17 protein-coding genes and 1 other RNA gene are annotated in these 16,637 nt (G+C 66.3%); 4 read left to right on the top strand and 14 right to left on the bottom strand.

Going from position 1 to position 16,637, the window contains the following annotated elements; translation table 11 throughout:
- Positions 1–121: 121 nt before the first annotated feature.
- The 8 genes from AC1RT8_RS02855 to AC1RT8_RS02890 form a co-directional block, all read right to left on the bottom strand.
- Positions 122–361 (bottom strand): hypothetical protein, encoded by a 240-nt coding sequence (locus tag AC1RT8_RS02855; RefSeq protein ID WP_493074083.1) that lies wholly within the window; start codon positions 359–361, stop codon positions 122–124.
- A 54-nt stretch (positions 362–415) separates the two neighbouring features.
- A complete protein-coding gene (locus tag AC1RT8_RS02860) occupies positions 416–739 on the bottom strand; it encodes a YbaB/EbfC family nucleoid-associated protein (RefSeq protein ID WP_493074084.1) in 324 nt (107 codons plus the stop codon).
- Positions 736–2,385, bottom strand: coding sequence for a DNA polymerase III subunit gamma/tau (locus tag AC1RT8_RS02865; protein WP_493074085.1), 1,650 nt, complete (start codon positions 2,383–2,385; stop codon positions 736–738). Before AC1RT8_RS02865 ends, AC1RT8_RS02860 begins: the two co-directional genes overlap by 4 nt.
- 63 nt (positions 2,386–2,448) lie before the next feature.
- An RNA gene (gene ffs, locus AC1RT8_RS02870) (signal recognition particle sRNA small type) lies at positions 2,449–2,546 on the bottom strand.
- A gap of 39 nt (positions 2,547–2,585) precedes the next feature.
- On the bottom strand, positions 2,586–2,756 hold the full coding sequence (locus tag AC1RT8_RS02875; protein ID WP_493074086.1) for a hypothetical protein: 171 nt from the start codon (positions 2,754–2,756) through the stop codon (positions 2,586–2,588).
- A 311-nt stretch (positions 2,757–3,067) separates the two neighbouring features.
- Positions 3,068–3,400, bottom strand: coding sequence for a 2Fe-2S iron-sulfur cluster-binding protein (locus tag AC1RT8_RS02880; RefSeq protein ID WP_493074665.1), 333 nt, complete (start codon positions 3,398–3,400; stop codon positions 3,068–3,070).
- The gene (locus AC1RT8_RS02885) at positions 3,397–4,491 is read right to left on the bottom strand and encodes a cysteine desulfurase family protein (RefSeq protein ID WP_493074666.1); all 1,095 of its coding nucleotides are present in this window, start codon (positions 4,489–4,491) and stop codon (positions 3,397–3,399) included. The genes AC1RT8_RS02880 and AC1RT8_RS02885 overlap by 4 nt, the downstream gene beginning before the upstream one ends.
- The gene (locus tag AC1RT8_RS02890) at positions 4,488–5,558 is read right to left on the bottom strand and encodes a cysteine desulfurase family protein (protein WP_493074087.1); all 1,071 of its coding nucleotides are present in this window, start codon (positions 5,556–5,558) and stop codon (positions 4,488–4,490) included. The genes AC1RT8_RS02885 and AC1RT8_RS02890 overlap by 4 nt, the downstream gene beginning before the upstream one ends.
- 109 nt (positions 5,559–5,667) lie before the next feature.
- Here AC1RT8_RS02890 and AC1RT8_RS02895 point away from each other — a divergent pair, with 109 nt between their 5' ends.
- Positions 5,668–6,324, top strand: a complete 657-nt coding sequence (locus AC1RT8_RS02895) for an alpha/beta hydrolase (RefSeq protein WP_272628148.1) — start codon at positions 5,668–5,670, stop codon at positions 6,322–6,324.
- 120 nt (positions 6,325–6,444) lie between these two features.
- Here the strand turns inward: AC1RT8_RS02895 and AC1RT8_RS02900 are convergent, their stop codons facing one another.
- Entirely contained in the window at positions 6,445–6,645 is a 201-nt protein-coding gene (locus tag AC1RT8_RS02900) for a hypothetical protein (RefSeq protein WP_493074088.1), read from the bottom strand.
- On the bottom strand, positions 6,638–7,615 hold the full coding sequence (locus AC1RT8_RS02905) for a threonine ammonia-lyase (RefSeq protein ID WP_493074089.1): 978 nt from the start codon (positions 7,613–7,615) through the stop codon (positions 6,638–6,640). The genes AC1RT8_RS02900 and AC1RT8_RS02905 overlap by 8 nt, the downstream gene beginning before the upstream one ends.
- Before the next feature lie 134 nt (positions 7,616–7,749).
- Between AC1RT8_RS02905 and AC1RT8_RS02910 the strand changes: the two genes are divergently transcribed.
- The 3 genes from AC1RT8_RS02910 (at position 7,750) to AC1RT8_RS02920 (ending at position 10,831) form a co-directional block, all read left to right on the top strand.
- A complete protein-coding gene (locus AC1RT8_RS02910) occupies positions 7,750–8,970 on the top strand; it encodes a type III PLP-dependent enzyme (RefSeq protein WP_493074090.1) in 1,221 nt (406 codons plus the stop codon).
- A gap of 122 nt (positions 8,971–9,092) precedes the next feature.
- Positions 9,093–10,145, top strand: a complete 1,053-nt coding sequence (locus AC1RT8_RS02915; RefSeq protein WP_493074091.1) for a 1,9-bis(guanidino)-5-aza-nonane synthase — start codon at positions 9,093–9,095, stop codon at positions 10,143–10,145.
- A gap of 254 nt (positions 10,146–10,399) precedes the next feature.
- Positions 10,400–10,831: an MAPEG family protein gene (locus AC1RT8_RS02920; protein WP_493074092.1), complete on the top strand. Its 432-nt coding sequence runs from the start codon at positions 10,400–10,402 to the stop codon at positions 10,829–10,831.
- A 9-nt stretch (positions 10,832–10,840) separates the two neighbouring features.
- Here AC1RT8_RS02920 and AC1RT8_RS02925 read toward each other — a convergent pair whose 3' ends face one another.
- The 4 genes from AC1RT8_RS02925 to AC1RT8_RS02940 form a co-directional block, all read right to left on the bottom strand.
- Entirely contained in the window at positions 10,841–12,733 is a 1,893-nt protein-coding gene (locus AC1RT8_RS02925) for an XrtA/PEP-CTERM system amidotransferase (RefSeq protein ID WP_493074093.1), read from the bottom strand.
- A 90-nt stretch (positions 12,734–12,823) separates the two neighbouring features.
- Entirely contained in the window at positions 12,824–14,362 is a 1,539-nt protein-coding gene (gene xrtA, locus AC1RT8_RS02930) for an exosortase A (RefSeq protein WP_493074094.1), read from the bottom strand.
- Positions 14,359–15,570 (bottom strand): TIGR03087 family PEP-CTERM/XrtA system glycosyltransferase, encoded by a 1,212-nt coding sequence (locus AC1RT8_RS02935; RefSeq protein ID WP_493074095.1) that lies wholly within the window; start codon positions 15,568–15,570, stop codon positions 14,359–14,361. The genes xrtA and AC1RT8_RS02935 overlap by 4 nt, the downstream gene beginning before the upstream one ends.
- Positions 15,570–16,637, bottom strand: a complete 1,068-nt coding sequence (locus AC1RT8_RS02940) for a FemAB family XrtA/PEP-CTERM system-associated protein (RefSeq protein WP_493074667.1) — start codon at positions 16,635–16,637, stop codon at positions 15,570–15,572. Before AC1RT8_RS02940 ends, AC1RT8_RS02935 begins: the two co-directional genes overlap by 1 nt.

Below are 16,637 nucleotides of genomic sequence, written 5' to 3' on the forward strand. Positions count from 1 at the left end.
TTCTGGCGGAAGAGGGACACCCTTTCCCGTTCGCCCTGAGCTTGTCGAAGGGCTGCTCTTCTTCTCGACCGTCGAAAGAAAGAACGGTGCTTCGACACGCTCAGCACGAACGGTGGGAGTCCTACTCCGCAGCTTTCTCGGCCGCGTCGCCGGCCTTCTTGGCGCTGTCACCGACGTCCTTCGCCGCGCTGGTGACTGCGTCGGTCTTCAGATTGTCGTTCTTGCTCTGGTTCATGAGATAGAAGCCGCCAATCGCCACGGCGATCAGCAGAATAATACCGATGAATATTCCGGCACCACCGCCCCCGCTCTTCTCGATCACGGTGGTATGCGGCGTTTCGGTCACACGATCTTCAGCCATCTCATCCTCCTGTTTAGCTAGTCACCCAACGGGAGGATGCGGCCGAATGTTCCCTTAAAAAGGCAGCTTGAATCCCGGCGGCAGCGGAATACCGCTGGTCATCTTGGACATTTCAGCGCTCGACGCCGCGTCAGCCTTCGCCTTGGCGTCGTTGAACGCCGCGACGATCAGATCCTCCAGCATCTGCTTCTCGCTCGCCGCGAGCAGCGATTCGTCGATGTCCACGCCGATGATACGGCCCTTGGCCGACGCCTTGACCTTGACCAGCCCGCCGCCGGCCGCGCCTTCGACCTCGATCGCGTCGAGACCGGCCTGCGCCTTGGTCAGTTCGGCCTGGACGTTCTGCGCCATCGCCATGATGTCTTCGATACTCTTCATGATACGCTCCGTTGGGCCGCCATCAGGCGGTCGAGTTCACTTTCGGGAAATTCGGCATCGGGAAACGCCTCGAACGCTGCTTTCACCACCGGCGTCTCGAGGATGGCTGCACGCATCTCGTCGCGCCTCGCCTCTTCCTCATCCTTGATGGTCGGCGCGCCCTGCGCATCCTCCGAGGTAACCTTCCACGGCTTGCCCGTCAGCCGCTTCAGCTCGACATTCAGATCGCGGATCAGGTCAGCCGGCAGCGGTCGGGAAGAACTCAGCACCAGTTCGGGCGCCTCGAGGCGAATGACGCTGGCACTGCGCGTCATCTTGACCGCCAGCGCATGCTCACCCTTGTCCTCGAGCAGCGCGACCAGATCGCGGATCGTGTTGGGCAAGTTCGCCTCGACCGGCTGGCTCGACGCGCGCGCCGCCGCGGCGGGCGCCGCGCCGCCCATCGGCGCACCGTTCGCGATCATCCGTGCCAGCTCGCCCGGATCGGGCAGGGTCGAGGCATGGATCAGCCGCAGCAGCGCCATCTCGCATGCCTCGATCGGCAGCGCCGCGCGTGCGACCTCGTCATGCCCCTTGAGCAGCAGCTGCCACAGCCGATGGAGCGAGGCGAAGCTAAGCTTGCCCGCCCACTCAGCCAACGCCTCGCGCTCTTCCACGGCCTGCCCTGCCTCCGGCGCAGTGCCCAGCTTCACGAGCGTGGCGGCATGAACCGTCTCCAGCATCGCGCGCAACACACCGAGCGGATCGACCCCGAAATCATATTGCCGCCTGAGCGCGGCGAGCGCACCCTGCCCGTCCCCGCTCAGCACCAGGCCGAACAGGTCGCGGATCGCGCCGCGGTCGGACAGGCCGAGCATCTCGCGCACCGCGCCGGCCTTCACACCCTCGCCCTCGATGCCGGCATGAGCGATCGCCTGGTCGAGGATCGACAGCCCGTCGCGCGCGCTACCCTCCGCAGCCCGCGCGATCAGCGCCAAAGCCTCGGGCTCGGCCTCGACGCCTTCCGCCTCGCAGACCCGCCCGAAATGATCGGCCAGCTTCTCCGCCGGAATCCGCCGCAGATCGAACCGCTGGCAGCGCGACAGCACCGTCACCGGTACCTTGTTCACCTCGGTCGTGGCGAACAGGAACTTCACATGCGCCGGCGGCTCCTCCAGCGTCTTCAGCAGCGCGTTGAACGCGTTCTTCGACAGCATGTGCACTTCGTCGACGATATAGATCTTGAACCGCGCCGACACCGCCGAATAGCGCGAGGCGTCGATGATCTCGCGCACGTCATCAACACCGGTATGGCTGGCGGCATCCATCTCGATCACGTCGATATGCCGCCCTTCGGCGATCGCGCGGCACGGCTCGCACACGCCGCACGGGTCGATCGTCGGCCCGCCATTGCCGTCTGGCCCGATGCAGTTGAGCGCCTTGGCGATCAGCCGCGCGGTCGAGGTCTTGCCCACCCCGCGCACGCCGGTCAGCAGAAAGGCATGCGCCAGCCGACTGCGCTTGATCGCATTGGCGAGCGTGGTGACCATCGCGTCCTGGCCGATCAGCTCGGCAAAGGTCTGCGGCCGGTATTTGCGCGCCAGGACGCGGTAGACCTCAGCCTTGGCAGGCTGGGGCGGTTCGCCAAGATCGAAGGAGTCGGACATTGCCATCCATCTAGGCGGTCGCGCTCCGCGACGCCAGAGATCGGCAGGTTTTTAGATAATACGCGGGGTGGGAGCCGGAACGACCCGCGGCGAAATCGTTGCGGCTGCTTCCTTCCGGATCTGACCGGGTTGGCGACGACCACGTCCGCCCGACTCCCGCCGCGCATATGGGGGAGACGGACGGAGTGATCAAGCCCGCTTTACCAGCGGGTACGGACCTTGTGGCACTCGCGCGTCTTGTGGCCGTGATGCCATGCGGTCTTGCAGACCGTCTTCCATTTCCAGCCATGATGCGGTGCGGCCGTTGCCGTCATCGGAGCCATGGCAATTGCGGCGATTGCCGCGGCGGACATGAGAGCGATCGTTTTCATGGGTCGTCCTTTCCTTGGATGATCTCCCGGAAAGTTGGTTTACCAGCGAGTGCGAACCTTTCTGCAGACCCGCGTCCGATGATGGTTGCGCCATTTGGTGCGGCACACCGTCTTCCAACGCCAGCGATTGTGGCGGTTTGTGCTGACGTGGCGGACCGTGGTCCGCTCATGCACCACCGTCTGTCCACTGCCGGCAGCGGCCGCCGGCAAGGGGGTCAGGGCAGCGGCGCCAATCAGGCCTGCAGCCATCAAAGCCAAGATCTTCATGGGTTTCTTCTCCTGCGTGCCATGAAGGCACGGAGGCGTAATGATCAACGGCCCTGCATGTTCCGAACTTCGCCCGGAATCCGTACGGTTAATCCGTCCAGCGTCTCGTCGAGCCAGATCTGGCAGGACAGCCGGCTGGTCCGCGTGGCGCCCGCCGCGAGATCGAGCATATCCTCCTCATCCTCACTCGGGCGCGGCAGCCGGTCGAAATCCGCGGCATCGAGAATGACGTGGCAGGTCGAACAGGCCATCTGGCCCTCGCAGGTGCCTTCCAGCGGCTGGCCGTCGGCCTGCGCCACCTCGAGCAGCCGGTCGCCCGCCTTCGCCTCGACATCGCTGATCGATCCGTCGATCCGGATGAAGCGCACCCGCATCAGGCGGCGATCCGCTGCGCCGCCGCGGCGGCATTGATCCGGTCGATGGCGATCGCCAGTTCCTCTTCCGTCGTATACCGCCCGAAGCCGAGCCGGACGCTCGACCGCGCCTGCGCCTCGCTCAGGCCGATCGCGCGCAATACATGGCTCGACCGCCCCGACCCGCTCGCACAGGCCGATCCTGCCGAAAAGGCGATATCGCGCAATGCCGACATGAGTCGATTCACATCGAGCCCGTCGCGGCGGATATTGAGGTTGCCATGATAGCGTTGCTCGACCGATCCGTTGATGTACCAACCATCTCCCAGCCGTTCGCGCGCCAGCGCCCAGAGTCCGGCGACATGGGCCGCATCGTCGTCGCCATAATCCGCCGCCAACCGCGCAGCGGCACCGAAGCCGGCGCACAAAGCGGGCGACAGGGTGCCCGACCGGCCAGAAGCCTCCTGCCCTCCGCCATGCAGCAACGGCTCGATCGACACCCCATCGCGGATCCAGAGCGCGCCGATACCCTTGGGTCCATGAATCTTGTGTCCCGAGATGGCGATCAGATCGCACCTGTCCGGAATCGACACCCGGCCATAACCCTGCACCGCATCGCACAGGAACAGCGCGCCAGCCTCATGTGCGATCCCTGCAAGCTCGGCGATCGGCTGAATCACCCCGATCTCGTTATTGACCAGCATCGCCGCAACCAACGCCGTCCCCGGCGCGATCGCTGCCCGGGCCGCGTCCAGATCGATGAGCCCGTCTGCGTTCACCGGCAGCACGGTCACCGCCCTGCCTGCCCGTGCCAGCGCCTCGATCGTGTCGAGCGTCGCCGCATGCTCGGTCGCGAGGGTCACAATACCGCCCGGCGCCACACCCTTGATCGCCCAGTTGATCGCCTCGGTCGCGCCGCTGGTGAAGCTCAGCGACCCACCCGCCGGCAGCAAGGCAGCGACAGACTCCCGCGCCACCTCGACTGCCGCCTTCGCCGCCCGCCCCGGCGCGTGGGCGGAGTGCGGATTGGCATGCTGGTTCTGCAGCCAGGGCAGCATCGCGGCCAGCGCCTCGGGCGCGAGCGGCGTAGTCGCCTGATAATCGAGATAGATCATGCCGCGAACGCCCGCGCCGCGCGCGAGACGCTGCGCCATTCGGCAATGAACGCATCGACATCCGCCTCGGCCGTCGACCGCCCGAAACTCACCCGCACAACTTCGCGCGATGCGTCGACGCTCCAGCCCATCGCGCCCAGCACGTGACTGGGTTTCATGCTGCCCGAGGAACAGGCACTGCCCGCCGACACCGCAATGCCCGCCATGTCGAACCGGATCAGTTGAGTCGTCGCGGCGAGCCCGCGCATGCGATAGGCGCCGATCATCGGGTGCTGGCCCCGCGCCACCACCTCGCCGCCCGATCGCGCGATGGCGTCGTCCAGCTTGAGCCGCAGCGTAGTGAGCCGCTCGACATCCTCCGCCACGCCAAGCGCCGCCGCAAAGCCCAGCGCACCGGGCAAATTCTCGGTTCCCGCACGATAACCGCGCTCCTGCCCGCCGGTCGGGATCAGGGTGGCGACATCGCGCACCAGCAGTCCGCCGACACCCGGCGGCCCGCCCCGCTTGTGCGCCGAGATCGCCACGAAATCAGCATGTACCGCCACATCGCCATCAGCCCCGGACGGCATCTGCGCCGCGTCGACCAGCAGCAAGCCGTCGGCAGCATGCACAGCCTCGGCAATCGCCGCGACCGGCTGGCGCACCCCCGTCTCGCTGTTTGCCCATTGCACCGCGACCAACGTTCGCCCGGGTCCCGCCAGCACCTCCGCCAGCGCCGCCATCTCGATCGCGCCCGCCGCATCGACCGGCAATACCGCCGCATCCAGCGCCACCCGCATCACCGAATCATGCTCCACTGCGGAGATCGCTCGCCGTGCCGCCACCGACCTGTTCAGCGCGATCCCCAGCGATTCGCTCGCCCCGCTGGTCAGGATCGTCTCGCCCGTCCAGCCATAGGCAGCGGCGATCCGCGCACGCGCCTCTTCCAGCGCGGCCCGAGCCGCGCGCCCCTCGGCATGCGGAGACGACGGATTGGCCCAGCGCGCCATGCCGTCGGCCATCGCCGCCACCGCTTCGGGCAGCATCGGCGTCGTCGCGGCATGATCGAGATAGATGCGGTCGGGCAAGCGCCAGCGGTCCTCATGGGCAGAATGATTGCGCCGGGGCGCGTCATGCCTATATAGCGCCCAATTCCGCGCGGCCCACGCGCTCACCGAATTTTTGTCAGCAGGTCATATGCCAGAAGTCATTTTCCCCGGTCCCGACGGCCGTCTCGAAGGCCGTTTCGCTCCCGCTCCGCGTCCGCGCGCGCCGGTCGCGATGATCCTGCATCCACACCCGTCCTCGGGCGGCACGATGAACAACCGCATCGTGCAGGAACTCTACAAGACCTTCCAGCGCCGCGGTTTCGCGACCCTGCGCTTCAACTTCCGCGGCGTCGGCAAGAGCCAGGGCACGTTCGATAATGGCGTCGGCGAACTCTCGGATGCGGCCAGCGCGCTCGACTGGGTGCAGAGCTTTCACCCGGAGGCTTCGACCACCTGGATCGCCGGCGTCAGCTTCGGCGCGTGGATCGGCATGCAGCTGCTGATGCGCCGCCCGGAAATCCGCGGCTTCATCTCGATCGCGCCGCCCGCGAACATGTACGACTTCACCTTCCTCGCGCCCTGCCCGGCCTCGGGCATCATCATCCAGGGCGAAGCGGACGAGGTCGTGACCCCGCTCGCGACGCAGAAGCTGGTCGACAAGCTGCGCACGCAGAAGCACATCACGATCCATCACGACACCATCCCGAAGGCGAACCACTTCTTCGAGCATGAAATGCCCGAGCTGATGGGCTCGGTGGATCATTATCTCGACATGCGCCTCGACCCCAACTCGCCGATCCGGTGACTTCTAAAGCCCCTCTCCTTCAGGGGAGGGGTCGGGGGTGGGGGATAACTTGGCGGCTAGCTGCACCGCTGGCTTTGGCTGCACTGCCCCACCCCAACCCCTCCCCTGAAGGGGAGGGGCTTACATCGTCCAGATCACGACATTGCCGAAGATCACCACCGCCAGCACCAGCATCAGCAAACCCTTTTGCCGCTCGCGCTTCTTCACCAGCAGATAGAGTCCGCCGAAGATCAGCGCGAACACCGCCAGCATGCTGATCGCCGGCGCCGTCGCCGACATGGCCTGCGCCACCCCGCCCAGCGCACCGAGATAGCTATCCAACCTGATCGCTCCCGGCCAGCACGGCGCCGTACGCCGCCAGATCGACATTGCCGCCGGACAGGATGACCAACGTCCCCTGAGTCAGTTCGACCTTGCCCGCGAGCACCGCCGCCAGCGCCACCGCGCCGCCCGGCTCGACCACCAGCCGCAATTTCTCCGCCGCCCAGCGCTGGGCATTGCGAATCTCCGCCTCGCTCACCGCCACGCCCTGCACGCCGCGCCGCGCCAACACGTCGAAGGTCAGCGATGAGACGAGCGTCGTCTGCAAGGCATCGCACGCCGTCGGTGGGGGATTCGGCCCGACCGGTTCGATCCACCCGGCCTCGAGCGACCGGCGCATATCGTCCCAGCCCTCGGGCTCGACCACCGTCACAAAGGCATCGCGCAGCCCCAGCGCGGTCCCGGCCGCCAGTCCGCCGCCGCCGCATGGTACGATCGCCTGCACCGGCTCGCCGAGCCCGCGCTCGACCATCTGGGCCGAGGCCTCGATGCCCGCGCTGCCCTGCCCTTCGATGATCCAGGGATCGTCGAAGCTCGGCACCAGTACAGCGCCGCGTGCCTCGGCGAGCTGGGCCGCGATCGATTCGCGACTCTGCGTCGCGCGGTCGTAACCGACCACTTCGGCGCCCAGCGCCAGGGTCCCCTCGCGCTTCGATTTCGGCGCATCGGCCGGCATCACGATCACCGCCGGCATGCCGAGGCGCTTCGCCGCCCAGGCGACCCCCTGAGCATGATTGCCCGACGAGAAAGCCACCACCCCTTTTCCGCGCGATTCTTCATCGATTGCGGTGAGCCGATGCCACGCGCCGCGCAATTTGAACGCGCCCACCGGCTGCAGTGCCTCGGCTTTGAAAGCGACTGGAATTCCACGAATTTCCGCAACGAACAGCGGCGATGGCGGCAGAATTGCCGCAATCTTTGCTGCAGCGTCACGCACGCCGGCACGGGTAGGCTGTCGCACAAATGTCACTTCACGTCTCCGTGGGTCCAATTCCACTTTACATTGGAGAAAGTCGACCCTATTTCGCGCTTCCCGCTGCCCCATGGGACTTCCAACCGCAAGGCAGCTTTCGTCCGCCATTAGGCACTTGGAGGTCCCTTGAGTTGCACAAGCATCATAGCGCGCTGGGGTTAGCGACCACCCTTTCGACCGCGACCCGCGGTTTCGAGATCGCTAAGCACGGACCGGTTCAGCCGGTAACGCTCATTCGCCCGCACGCCGCATCGCGTGCCGCCCGCTTCTTTGTCGAGAAGTTTCCGGGTCGCTCGATGTATGCCGTGAAGGCCAATCCCTCGCCGGACCTGCTGAAGGTTCTGTGGGAGAGCGGAATCACGCATTACGACGTCGCCTCGATTGCCGAGGTACGGCTCGTCGCCCGCACCGTTCCCGGCGCGACCCTGTGCTTCATGCACCCGGTCAAGGCCGAGGAAGCGATCGAAGAGGCGTATTTCACGCATGGCGTCCGCGTCTTCTCGCTCGATTCGATCGAGGAGCTGGACAAGATCGTCCGCGCCACCCGCGGCGCGCAGGATCTGACGCTCTGCGTCCGCCTGCGTGTGTCGTCCGAGCATTCGAAGCTCAGCCTCGCGTCGAAGTTCGGCGCGGCACCGGGCGAGACCAGGGCGCTGCTGTTCGCGGCCCGCCAGGCGGCCGATGCCCTGGGCATCTGCTTCCATGTCGGTTCGCAGGCGATGACGCCGGAAGCCTATGCCCAGGCGATGGAGCGCGTCCGCGCCGCGATCGTCGATGCGGCGGTCACGGTCGACGTCATCGACGTCGGCGGCGGCTTCCCCTCGACCTATCCGGGCATGGAGCCTCCCCCGCTCGAGCGCTATTTCGAGACGATCCACCGTGCGTTCGAAAGCCTGCCGGTCAGCTATTCGTCCGAGTTGTGGTGCGAGCCCGGCCGTGCGCTATGCGCCGAATACAGCTCGCTGATCGTTCGGGTGGAACGTCGCCGCGGCGACGAACTCTACATCAACGACGGCGCGTACGGCGCGCTGTTCGATGCGGCGCATATCGGCTGGCGTTTCCCGGTCGAGCTGCTCCGCGAGCCGGACAGCCGGGCGAAGCTGATGGAGTTCAGCTTTTACGGCCCGACGTGTGACGACATGGATCACATGGCCGGCCCGTTCCTGCTGCCTGCCGACGCGCGCGCCGGCGATTATATCGAAATCGGCATGCTCGGCGCCTATGGCTGTGCGATGCGCACGGCGTTCAACGGCTTCGGGTCGGACGAGACGGTGATCGTCGAGGACGAACCGATGGCATCGCTCTACGTCGGCGACGAGCGCGAGGTCGCTTCGAACGTCGTCACGCTGTAAGAGTTGAATGATATCGGTCTTCGGGCCGCTTAGGGACACGGAGCGCGGTGCGCACCGTGTCCTCACGGGTTTCCGCGTCCCCTATAACGACGGCGGTTCTTGTGAATGATCTGGAGTTCCCAATGAACGACGTATCCGTCAATGACACCCGCAAGGCAGAGCTGCTTTCGACTCAGGTCGAGCATATCGACATCACCAAGTTCGACGCGCGCCCGATCGTCGACGCGATGAAGAAGATGAGCTTCACCAGCCGCGACCTCGGCCGCGCGACCGACATCTACAATCAGATGCTCGCCGATCCCGATTGCTCGATCTTCCTGGTGATCGCCGGCTCGACCTCGGCCGGCGGCTGCATGGACCTGTACGCCGAGCTGCTGCGCAACAACATGATCGACGGCGTGGTCGCGACCGGCGCGTCGATCGTCGACATGGATTTCTTCGAGGGCCTCGGCCACAAGCATTATCAGGCGCTCGAAGTGCCGGACGACGACACGCTGCGCTCGCTGCTGATCGACCGCATCTACGACACCTATATCGACGAAGAGCAGCTTCAGGATTGCGACCACACGATCTACGAGATCGCCAATGGCCTCGAGCCGCGCCCCTATTCGAGCCGCGAGTTCATCCGCGCGATGGGCAAGTATCTCGTCGAGAACGGCAAGAAGGACAACAGCCTGGTCAAGCTCGCCTATGAGCATGACGTGCCGATCTTCTGCCCGGCGTTCGTCGACAGCTCCGCCGGCTTCGGCCTGGTCAAGCACCAGGTCGACCGCGCCAAGGAGGGCAAGCCCTACATGGTGCTCGATGCCATCGCCGATTTCCGCGAGCTGACCGACATCAAGATCAAGGCCGGCACCACCGGCCTGCTGATGATCGGCGGCGGCGTGCCGAAGAACTTCATCCAGGATACCGTGGTCTGTGCCGAGATTCTCGGCCATGACGACGTCCAGGTGCACAAGTACGCGGTCCAGATCACCGTCGCCGACGTGCGCGACGGCGCCTGCTCGTCCTCGACGCTGCAGGAGGCCGCGAGCTGGGGCAAGGTCAACACCGGCATCGAGCAGATGGTGTTCGCGGAAGCGGGTTCGGTCATGCCGCTGCTGGCGTCGGACGCCTATCACCGCGGCCTGTGGAAGACCCGCACCAAGCGCCGCTGGGGCGCCAGCTTCGACTGACCTTAGCTCCTTCCCGGAACGGGGAGGGCGTTCGAGCTTTGGCCTACCCCCGGCAGGCCAAGATTGTGTCCGGGGGACACAATCTCGCGCGAACGCATTTGCTTCTTCAGCAAATGGTGGAGGGGCTTGGAGCGCGGCACGCAGCCGCGCTCCAAGCCCTTTCCATTTTTGACGGCTTTGTGCCCAGCACCCAAACATTGCGCGCCCGTCACGATTGAGGCAGCCTCTCCCCAATTACAAAGGGGGATGCCAAAATGACCGAACACAGCCCGATCCTTGCGCCCATCGTCGCGCTGATCGCCTGGAGCCTCGTGATGTGGCTCTGGATGTACGCGAAACGCATTCCGGCGATGAGCGCGGCCAAGATCGACACGAAGAATCTGGTCGGCGGCAACGGCGCTGATCTCAGGGCGCGCATCCCCGCCCAGGCGCAATGGCCGGCCGACAATTACAACCATTTGATGGAACAGCCGACGCTGTTCTACGCGATCGCGCTGACCCTGGCGCTGCTCGGCGCGGGCGGCGGCGTCAACCTGACGATCGCCTGGGCCTATGTCGGCCTGCGCGTGGTCCACAGCATCGTGCAGGTGACGGTGAACCGGGTGATCGTCCGCTTCTCGATCTTCACCCTCGCCACGCTCTGCCTGATCGCCCTGACCCTGCATGCGGCGATGATGGTGTTCTGACCGGAGGAGTCAGCCGAACAGTCGTACCATCGATCGTTCGAGCATCACCAGCTGCCACAGCGTCCGGCCATACTCCGCACGGCCGGCACGGTGGTCGGCTGCAATGCGCTCGATCGCGCGCGGATCGAACCAGCCGCTGCCGATCAGCACGCGCGACTTGGCCAGCGCCGCTGCCTCATCGGCCAGCGCCCCGCGAAACCAGGCGCTGATCGGCGTGACGAAGCCCATTTTCGGCCGATAGAGGATGTCGCGCGGCAGATAGCGCTCCATCGCCTTTTTCATCAGCCACTTGCCCTGCCCGCCCCTCAGCCGCATCGATACAGGCAAGGTGGCCGCGAATTCGACCAGCCGGTAATCGAGCAGCGGCTCGCGTGCCTCAAGGCTCACCGCCATGCTGGTGCGATCCGCCTTGGTCAGGATGTCGCCGGGCAGCCAATGCTGGAAGTCGGCATATTGCGCCCGGTCGATCGCATCGCGCGCTGGCGCGTCACGCATGCTGCGCACATAACGATCCTCGGCGCGGTGCCCCGCCAGTGCCCGCTTGGCCTCGTCGGAGAAGAGCAATCCGCGCAGTGTCGGGGTCGTCACGCCGACCGATCGCGCATAGGCCTCGGCGCCATCCTCGGCGAGCGCAAGCAAGGTGGTCTTCGCCCGCAGCCGCTGCGGCGCCCAGTCTGCCTTGGGGTAGAAGCGTCCAAGCGCACCGAATGCGCCCGCACGGATCGAGGGTGGCAGCAACGCCCGCACCCGCTCTTCCGCTGCCTGGAACTTGTAGCGCCGATACCCGGCAAACGCCTCGTCCGCGCCGTCACCGGAAAGGGCGACCGTCACATTCTCCCGCGCCAGTTCGCACACGCGGTAGGTCGCCAGCGCCGACGCATCAGCAAAGGGCTCGTCGAAACTCGCGACCAGCGTGTCGATCAGCGCGAAATCGTCCGCTCCCACCACGCGCTCGCGATGTTCGGTGGCAAAGCGTTTCGCGATCTGGTCGGCATAGGCGCGTTCGTCATGCCCGGCCTCGTTGAACCCGATCGTGCAGGTCTTCACCGCGCGCTTCGACGCCTCGGCCATCAGCGCGACTACTGCCGAGCTGTCGACTCCGCCCGACAGGAACGCGCCGAGCGGCACGTCCGACACCATGCGCGAAGTGACCGCATCGCGCAGCCGCGCAACCAGTTCTTCCTCGAGCGCCTTCTGCTTGCCGGTCGCCCGCCGCGAGAAATCGACATCCCACCAGCGCGACGGCGCGGGGACTGGTCTGCCGCGTTCCAGCAACAGCGAATGGCCGGCCGGCAGCTTCTTAACGCCCGCGATCAGACACGCATCGTCCGGCACATAGCCGAACGCCATATAATCCTCGACCGAACGGATATCGGGCGAGCGCCGCAGCAACGGATGCGCGAGCAGCCCCTTCAGTTCCGAAGCGAAGGCGACACCGCCATCCGACAGTTCGACATAATGGAGCGGCTTCACCCCGAGCCGATCGCGCGCCAGGAACAGACTCTGCCGCCGCGCATCGTGCAGCGCGAAGGCGAACATGCCGTTCAGCCGGTCGAGCATCGCCGGGCCCCAGATCGCCCAGCCATGGAGCAGCACCTCGGTATCGCCCTTGGTGACGAACACCGCGCCCAGCGCCGTCAGTTCGGTGCGCAGCTCGGCGAAATTATAGATCTCGCCATTATAGGTGACGGTCAGCGATCCGTCAGCGCTCGCCATGGGCTGCGGGCTGCCCGCGACGTCGATGATCGACAGGCGGCGATGCCCCAGGCCGACCCCCGGCCCGGTCCACACGCCCGACCCGTCGGGCCCACGATGCGCCTGTGCATCCGCCATCGCGGCGATGCGCGCCGGATCGACCGGCTTGGGCGTGGCGGGATAGAAGATCCCGGCGATGCCGCACATCAGTTAAGTCCCCACCCGATCGTCAAGCCCCCCGATAGACAGGAAGCGGAGTCCTTCGACAAGCTCGACCCGGCCGAAATCACGGCGGGTTCAGCGCGTCATGCCGGCGCTGCGGTCGGCCAGCACGTCGATCGGGCCGAGCGCCGCGACGAACGCCCCGATCGCCGCGCGTGGATCGCGGCCCGGCATCGCCTCGGCCGAAACATGCACCGCGACCGCCCGCTGCGGCCCGCCGAGCATCTTCGCCTTGAGCGTCTCCAGCTTCACCGTCCGGTCGCTGTTGGTCACCACATCGCCGACCCGGTACCAGGTGGTGATCTGGCGCTCGACCGGCCCCGGCGCGGTCGCCCGGATCACCGACCCACCGGCGATATCGGGCAGATCCTGGATCCGCACCCACACATCATCCTCGCGGATCGCACCGATGCCGAACGAGACCAGTTCCTTGCCCTCGCGCTGGCTGCCATAAACCGCGACGGCCAGGTCGACCGCATCGCCCTGCCCGTTCACATAGCGACCGATCAGATAATGGTCGGCGCCAGGATAATAAGGCGACCAGGGCGCCTTGATGCTCATCGGCGCGCGGTGCCAGCCAGGCACCTCGGGCAGCGCGATCGCGTTGGGCAGCGCCTGCGCGCGGCCAGCAATCGCCGCCGACCAGGCCGGAAAGATGCCCGCGACCGTCAGCACCAGGGCAGCCGCGACCAAGGCATCAATCCGGCGCTTCGGCGCCGCCTGCAACGTCGCCGGATCGAACACCGGCGCATCGGGCGCGCGGTCGAACCAGCGCCAGCCGATCGCCAGCACTGCCGCCATCACCACGCCGAAGAACACCCAGCCATAGACGATATGGTCCATGCCGGTGGCCTGCTCGACCGAGGTCAGATGCGCGGCGTAGATGGTCCCGAACGCCCGCAGCCCGTTGGCGATCACCGGCACGACCAGCGCCACGACCATGAAGATCGCCCGCCGCGTCCAGGAGCTGAAGCAGACATTCGCGACCAGAGCGCCATAGGCGATCATCGCGATGACGAACTTCGCGCCCGAGCACGCTTCAGCGACCTCGAAATAGCCGTTGGGAATGGTGATCAGCACACCGTCGACCTGCGCCGGTACGCCGAACAGGTGAAGCAGCGGCATGGTCATCTCGACCGTGACGGTCTGGAGCGGCCCCTCCATCCCCTCGCCGAACGGCACCATGAAAAAGGCATAGCAAAGCGGGAACAGCAGCCCGCGGGCGACATTGGGCCCGAGGATCGTAACCACCGCGCCCTGCAGCATCATCACCAGCCCGAGATGCCGCGCCAGCGCCACGCTCGCCGCGTCGCCGAGCAGCCAGCCGAACCCGCCGACGGCGACCAGCGCGAGCCCGGGCCACCACGCCGTCGGCGTCAGCTGGGCCAGCTCCGCCCGCCGCTGCCAGACCAGCCAGCCGATCACCGGCGCAATGAACAGGCAATGCCCGAAGGTCGTGCTGGTCCACCAGATCCGCGCGAGATCGGCGGTGTCGGCCCGGAACAGCAGCAACAGCGCGACAGCGACCCCGGCCAGGATCGCCGCCTGCCGTCGCCAGATCGCACCGGCCTTCGTCCCGGCCGCGAAGTCAGCCGCCGGGACCGCGATGGTCACGCGGCGGATCGCCGCGGCGGCGCCTTCACCCTGATTCCCAGGATCGAGTCGAGCGGCGCGAGGCAGGCATTCCAGCTATAACGCTTCTGCACCTGCGCCCGCGCCTCGCGGCCCATCGCCGCGCCACCGGCCGCATCGTCGAGCACGGCGATCACTTCCTCGGCAATCTCGCCCACCGTCGCACCGATGCGGATCGTCCCGCCATGGTCGATGCCCTCGGCCGCCGCGGCCGAGGCCACGACCGGGCGGGCCATCGCCATCGCCTCGAGCACCTTGTTCTGCACGCCGCGCGCCAGCTTCAGTGGCGCGACGACGACCGACGCCGCCGCCAGCCAGCCGCGCACATCGGCGACTTCGCCCGTGACGATCACGCCCGGCTGCTTGGCCAGCGCCTTGACCGCTTCGGTCGGGTTGCGCCCGACGATCACGAAGCGGGCCTGGGGATGACGGATGCGGACATGCGGCAGGATCGTCTCGACGAACCAGGTCACCGCCTCGATGTTCGGGCGATAGTCCATCTGGCCGGTGAAGACGATCAACTCGCCGGTCGTATCGATCCGTTTGAACTGCGCGACGGGATCGAAGAATTCAGTGTCGATCCCGTTCTCGACGACATGCACGCGCTCGGCACCCGTCTTCGACCGGAACAGCTCCGCCTCGGCCTCGCTGACGAACAGGCTGGCATCGGCACGCTGGGCGACGGCGCGTTCATGGCTGAACAGCAGCTTTGCCTCGCGCTTCAGGAACCAGGCCATCGGGCCGGTCGCGGTCTTCGCGTAGGCGGCGAACTTCGCCGAATCCATGTCGCAGAAATCCATGATCACGCGCTGCCGTGGCCGGGCCGGCAGATACTGCGCCATCTGGCTGGAAAAGACGTAGATCGTGTCGATCGAATGCGCCGACAGGATTCGCTCGACCTGTTCGCGCAGCGGCCGGTTCTCGAAGGCGGTCAGCGACACGGGCTTGCGCGAGAAGATCGCCTCCAGCGCGGCGACGGCACGCGGCTTGGAACGCCAGATGATCGAGCGGTTGCCGGTGAATTTCGCCAGCCCGCTCTTCTGCTTCATGTCGCGCGTATCGTCGGCGAAGGCGATCAGATGGACCCGCTTCCGCTCCGACAGGAATTTCAGGATATTGAAGCCGCGAATCTTGTCGCCCCGATCCGGCGGATAGGGGACGCGGTGCGCCAGGAAGAGAATGTCGCCCATCAGCCGAGTCCCTTGGAAATATGCGGCCCAATCCGATTTGCGACCCAAAGCGGCAGTTTTTTCCACATCTCGACCTGAAGCCGATAGCGTGGGTTCAATGGATTGATTTCGCGCGGCGTCTCCCCAGCTGCCGCCCGCTTAGCATACATCAGGGGGACGCCCTGGAAACCCCAGTTCTTCTTGAACGCCGCCGGGCCGGTGCCGGCCTTGGAGCGCCCGAAATCGAAGCGGGTGCAGCCCTTCGCACGGGCATGCGCCATCAGCGCGAAATACATCCGGTCATTGGCCCGCAGCGCCCGCGCGTCATGAGTCCCGCCACCCCAATAGGGATAGACGGTGCCGTTCATGTACAGGCTCAGCACGCTCGCCACCGGCTTTCCTCCCGATCGAATCGTCAGGATATCCGCAGAGTCCCCAAATTCCCTTAAGACCGAGCGGAACAGCGCCGCCGGAAACACCGGGGTACCCAGATTGCGCACCGACTCGGCATAGACGGCGTAATGCGCGCTCAGGTCGCTATCATGACGGCCGACCGAGACCTCCAGGTCGATATCGAGGCTCTTGCGCACCTCGGCGCGCTGCTTGCGCGGGATGGCGGTCAGCTCCGCCTCGTCGGACTCGGCGAGCAGGCGGACGAAACCGAGATAGGTCGTCTCGTCGCGAATCCATTCCGGCCCCTCGACTGGTCCGCCGCGAATCTCCAGCGTTGGGCAGCCGAGCCTCTCCGCCAGCGCCCAGGCCGCCTCGCCAAGCGGCCGCACCGCATCCTGGCTCTCGGTCAGGATCCCGCCATCGACCGCAAACCCGTTCGAGACGAGCGCCTTGCCGAACAAGGGCGAGCGCACCTCGGTCAACGGCAGCATCGCCGCCAGCGACCCGTCGGCGCGCTCGGCGACCAGCGTGTGGCTGCGCTGCCCGCAACCATTGGCCACCGCAGCGCTCCACGCCGGCAGATGGAACGGCGTGCCCTCGGGATGCGCCCGCACGAACGCATCGAGCCGCGCCAGTTCCCCCGCATCGCGCAGATCGACCGCGCGAAGCCCCAGCGGCACCGAGACCAACGGCAT

The organism is Sphingomonas sp. GW821-FHT10F11 (genome assembly GCF_058809095.1).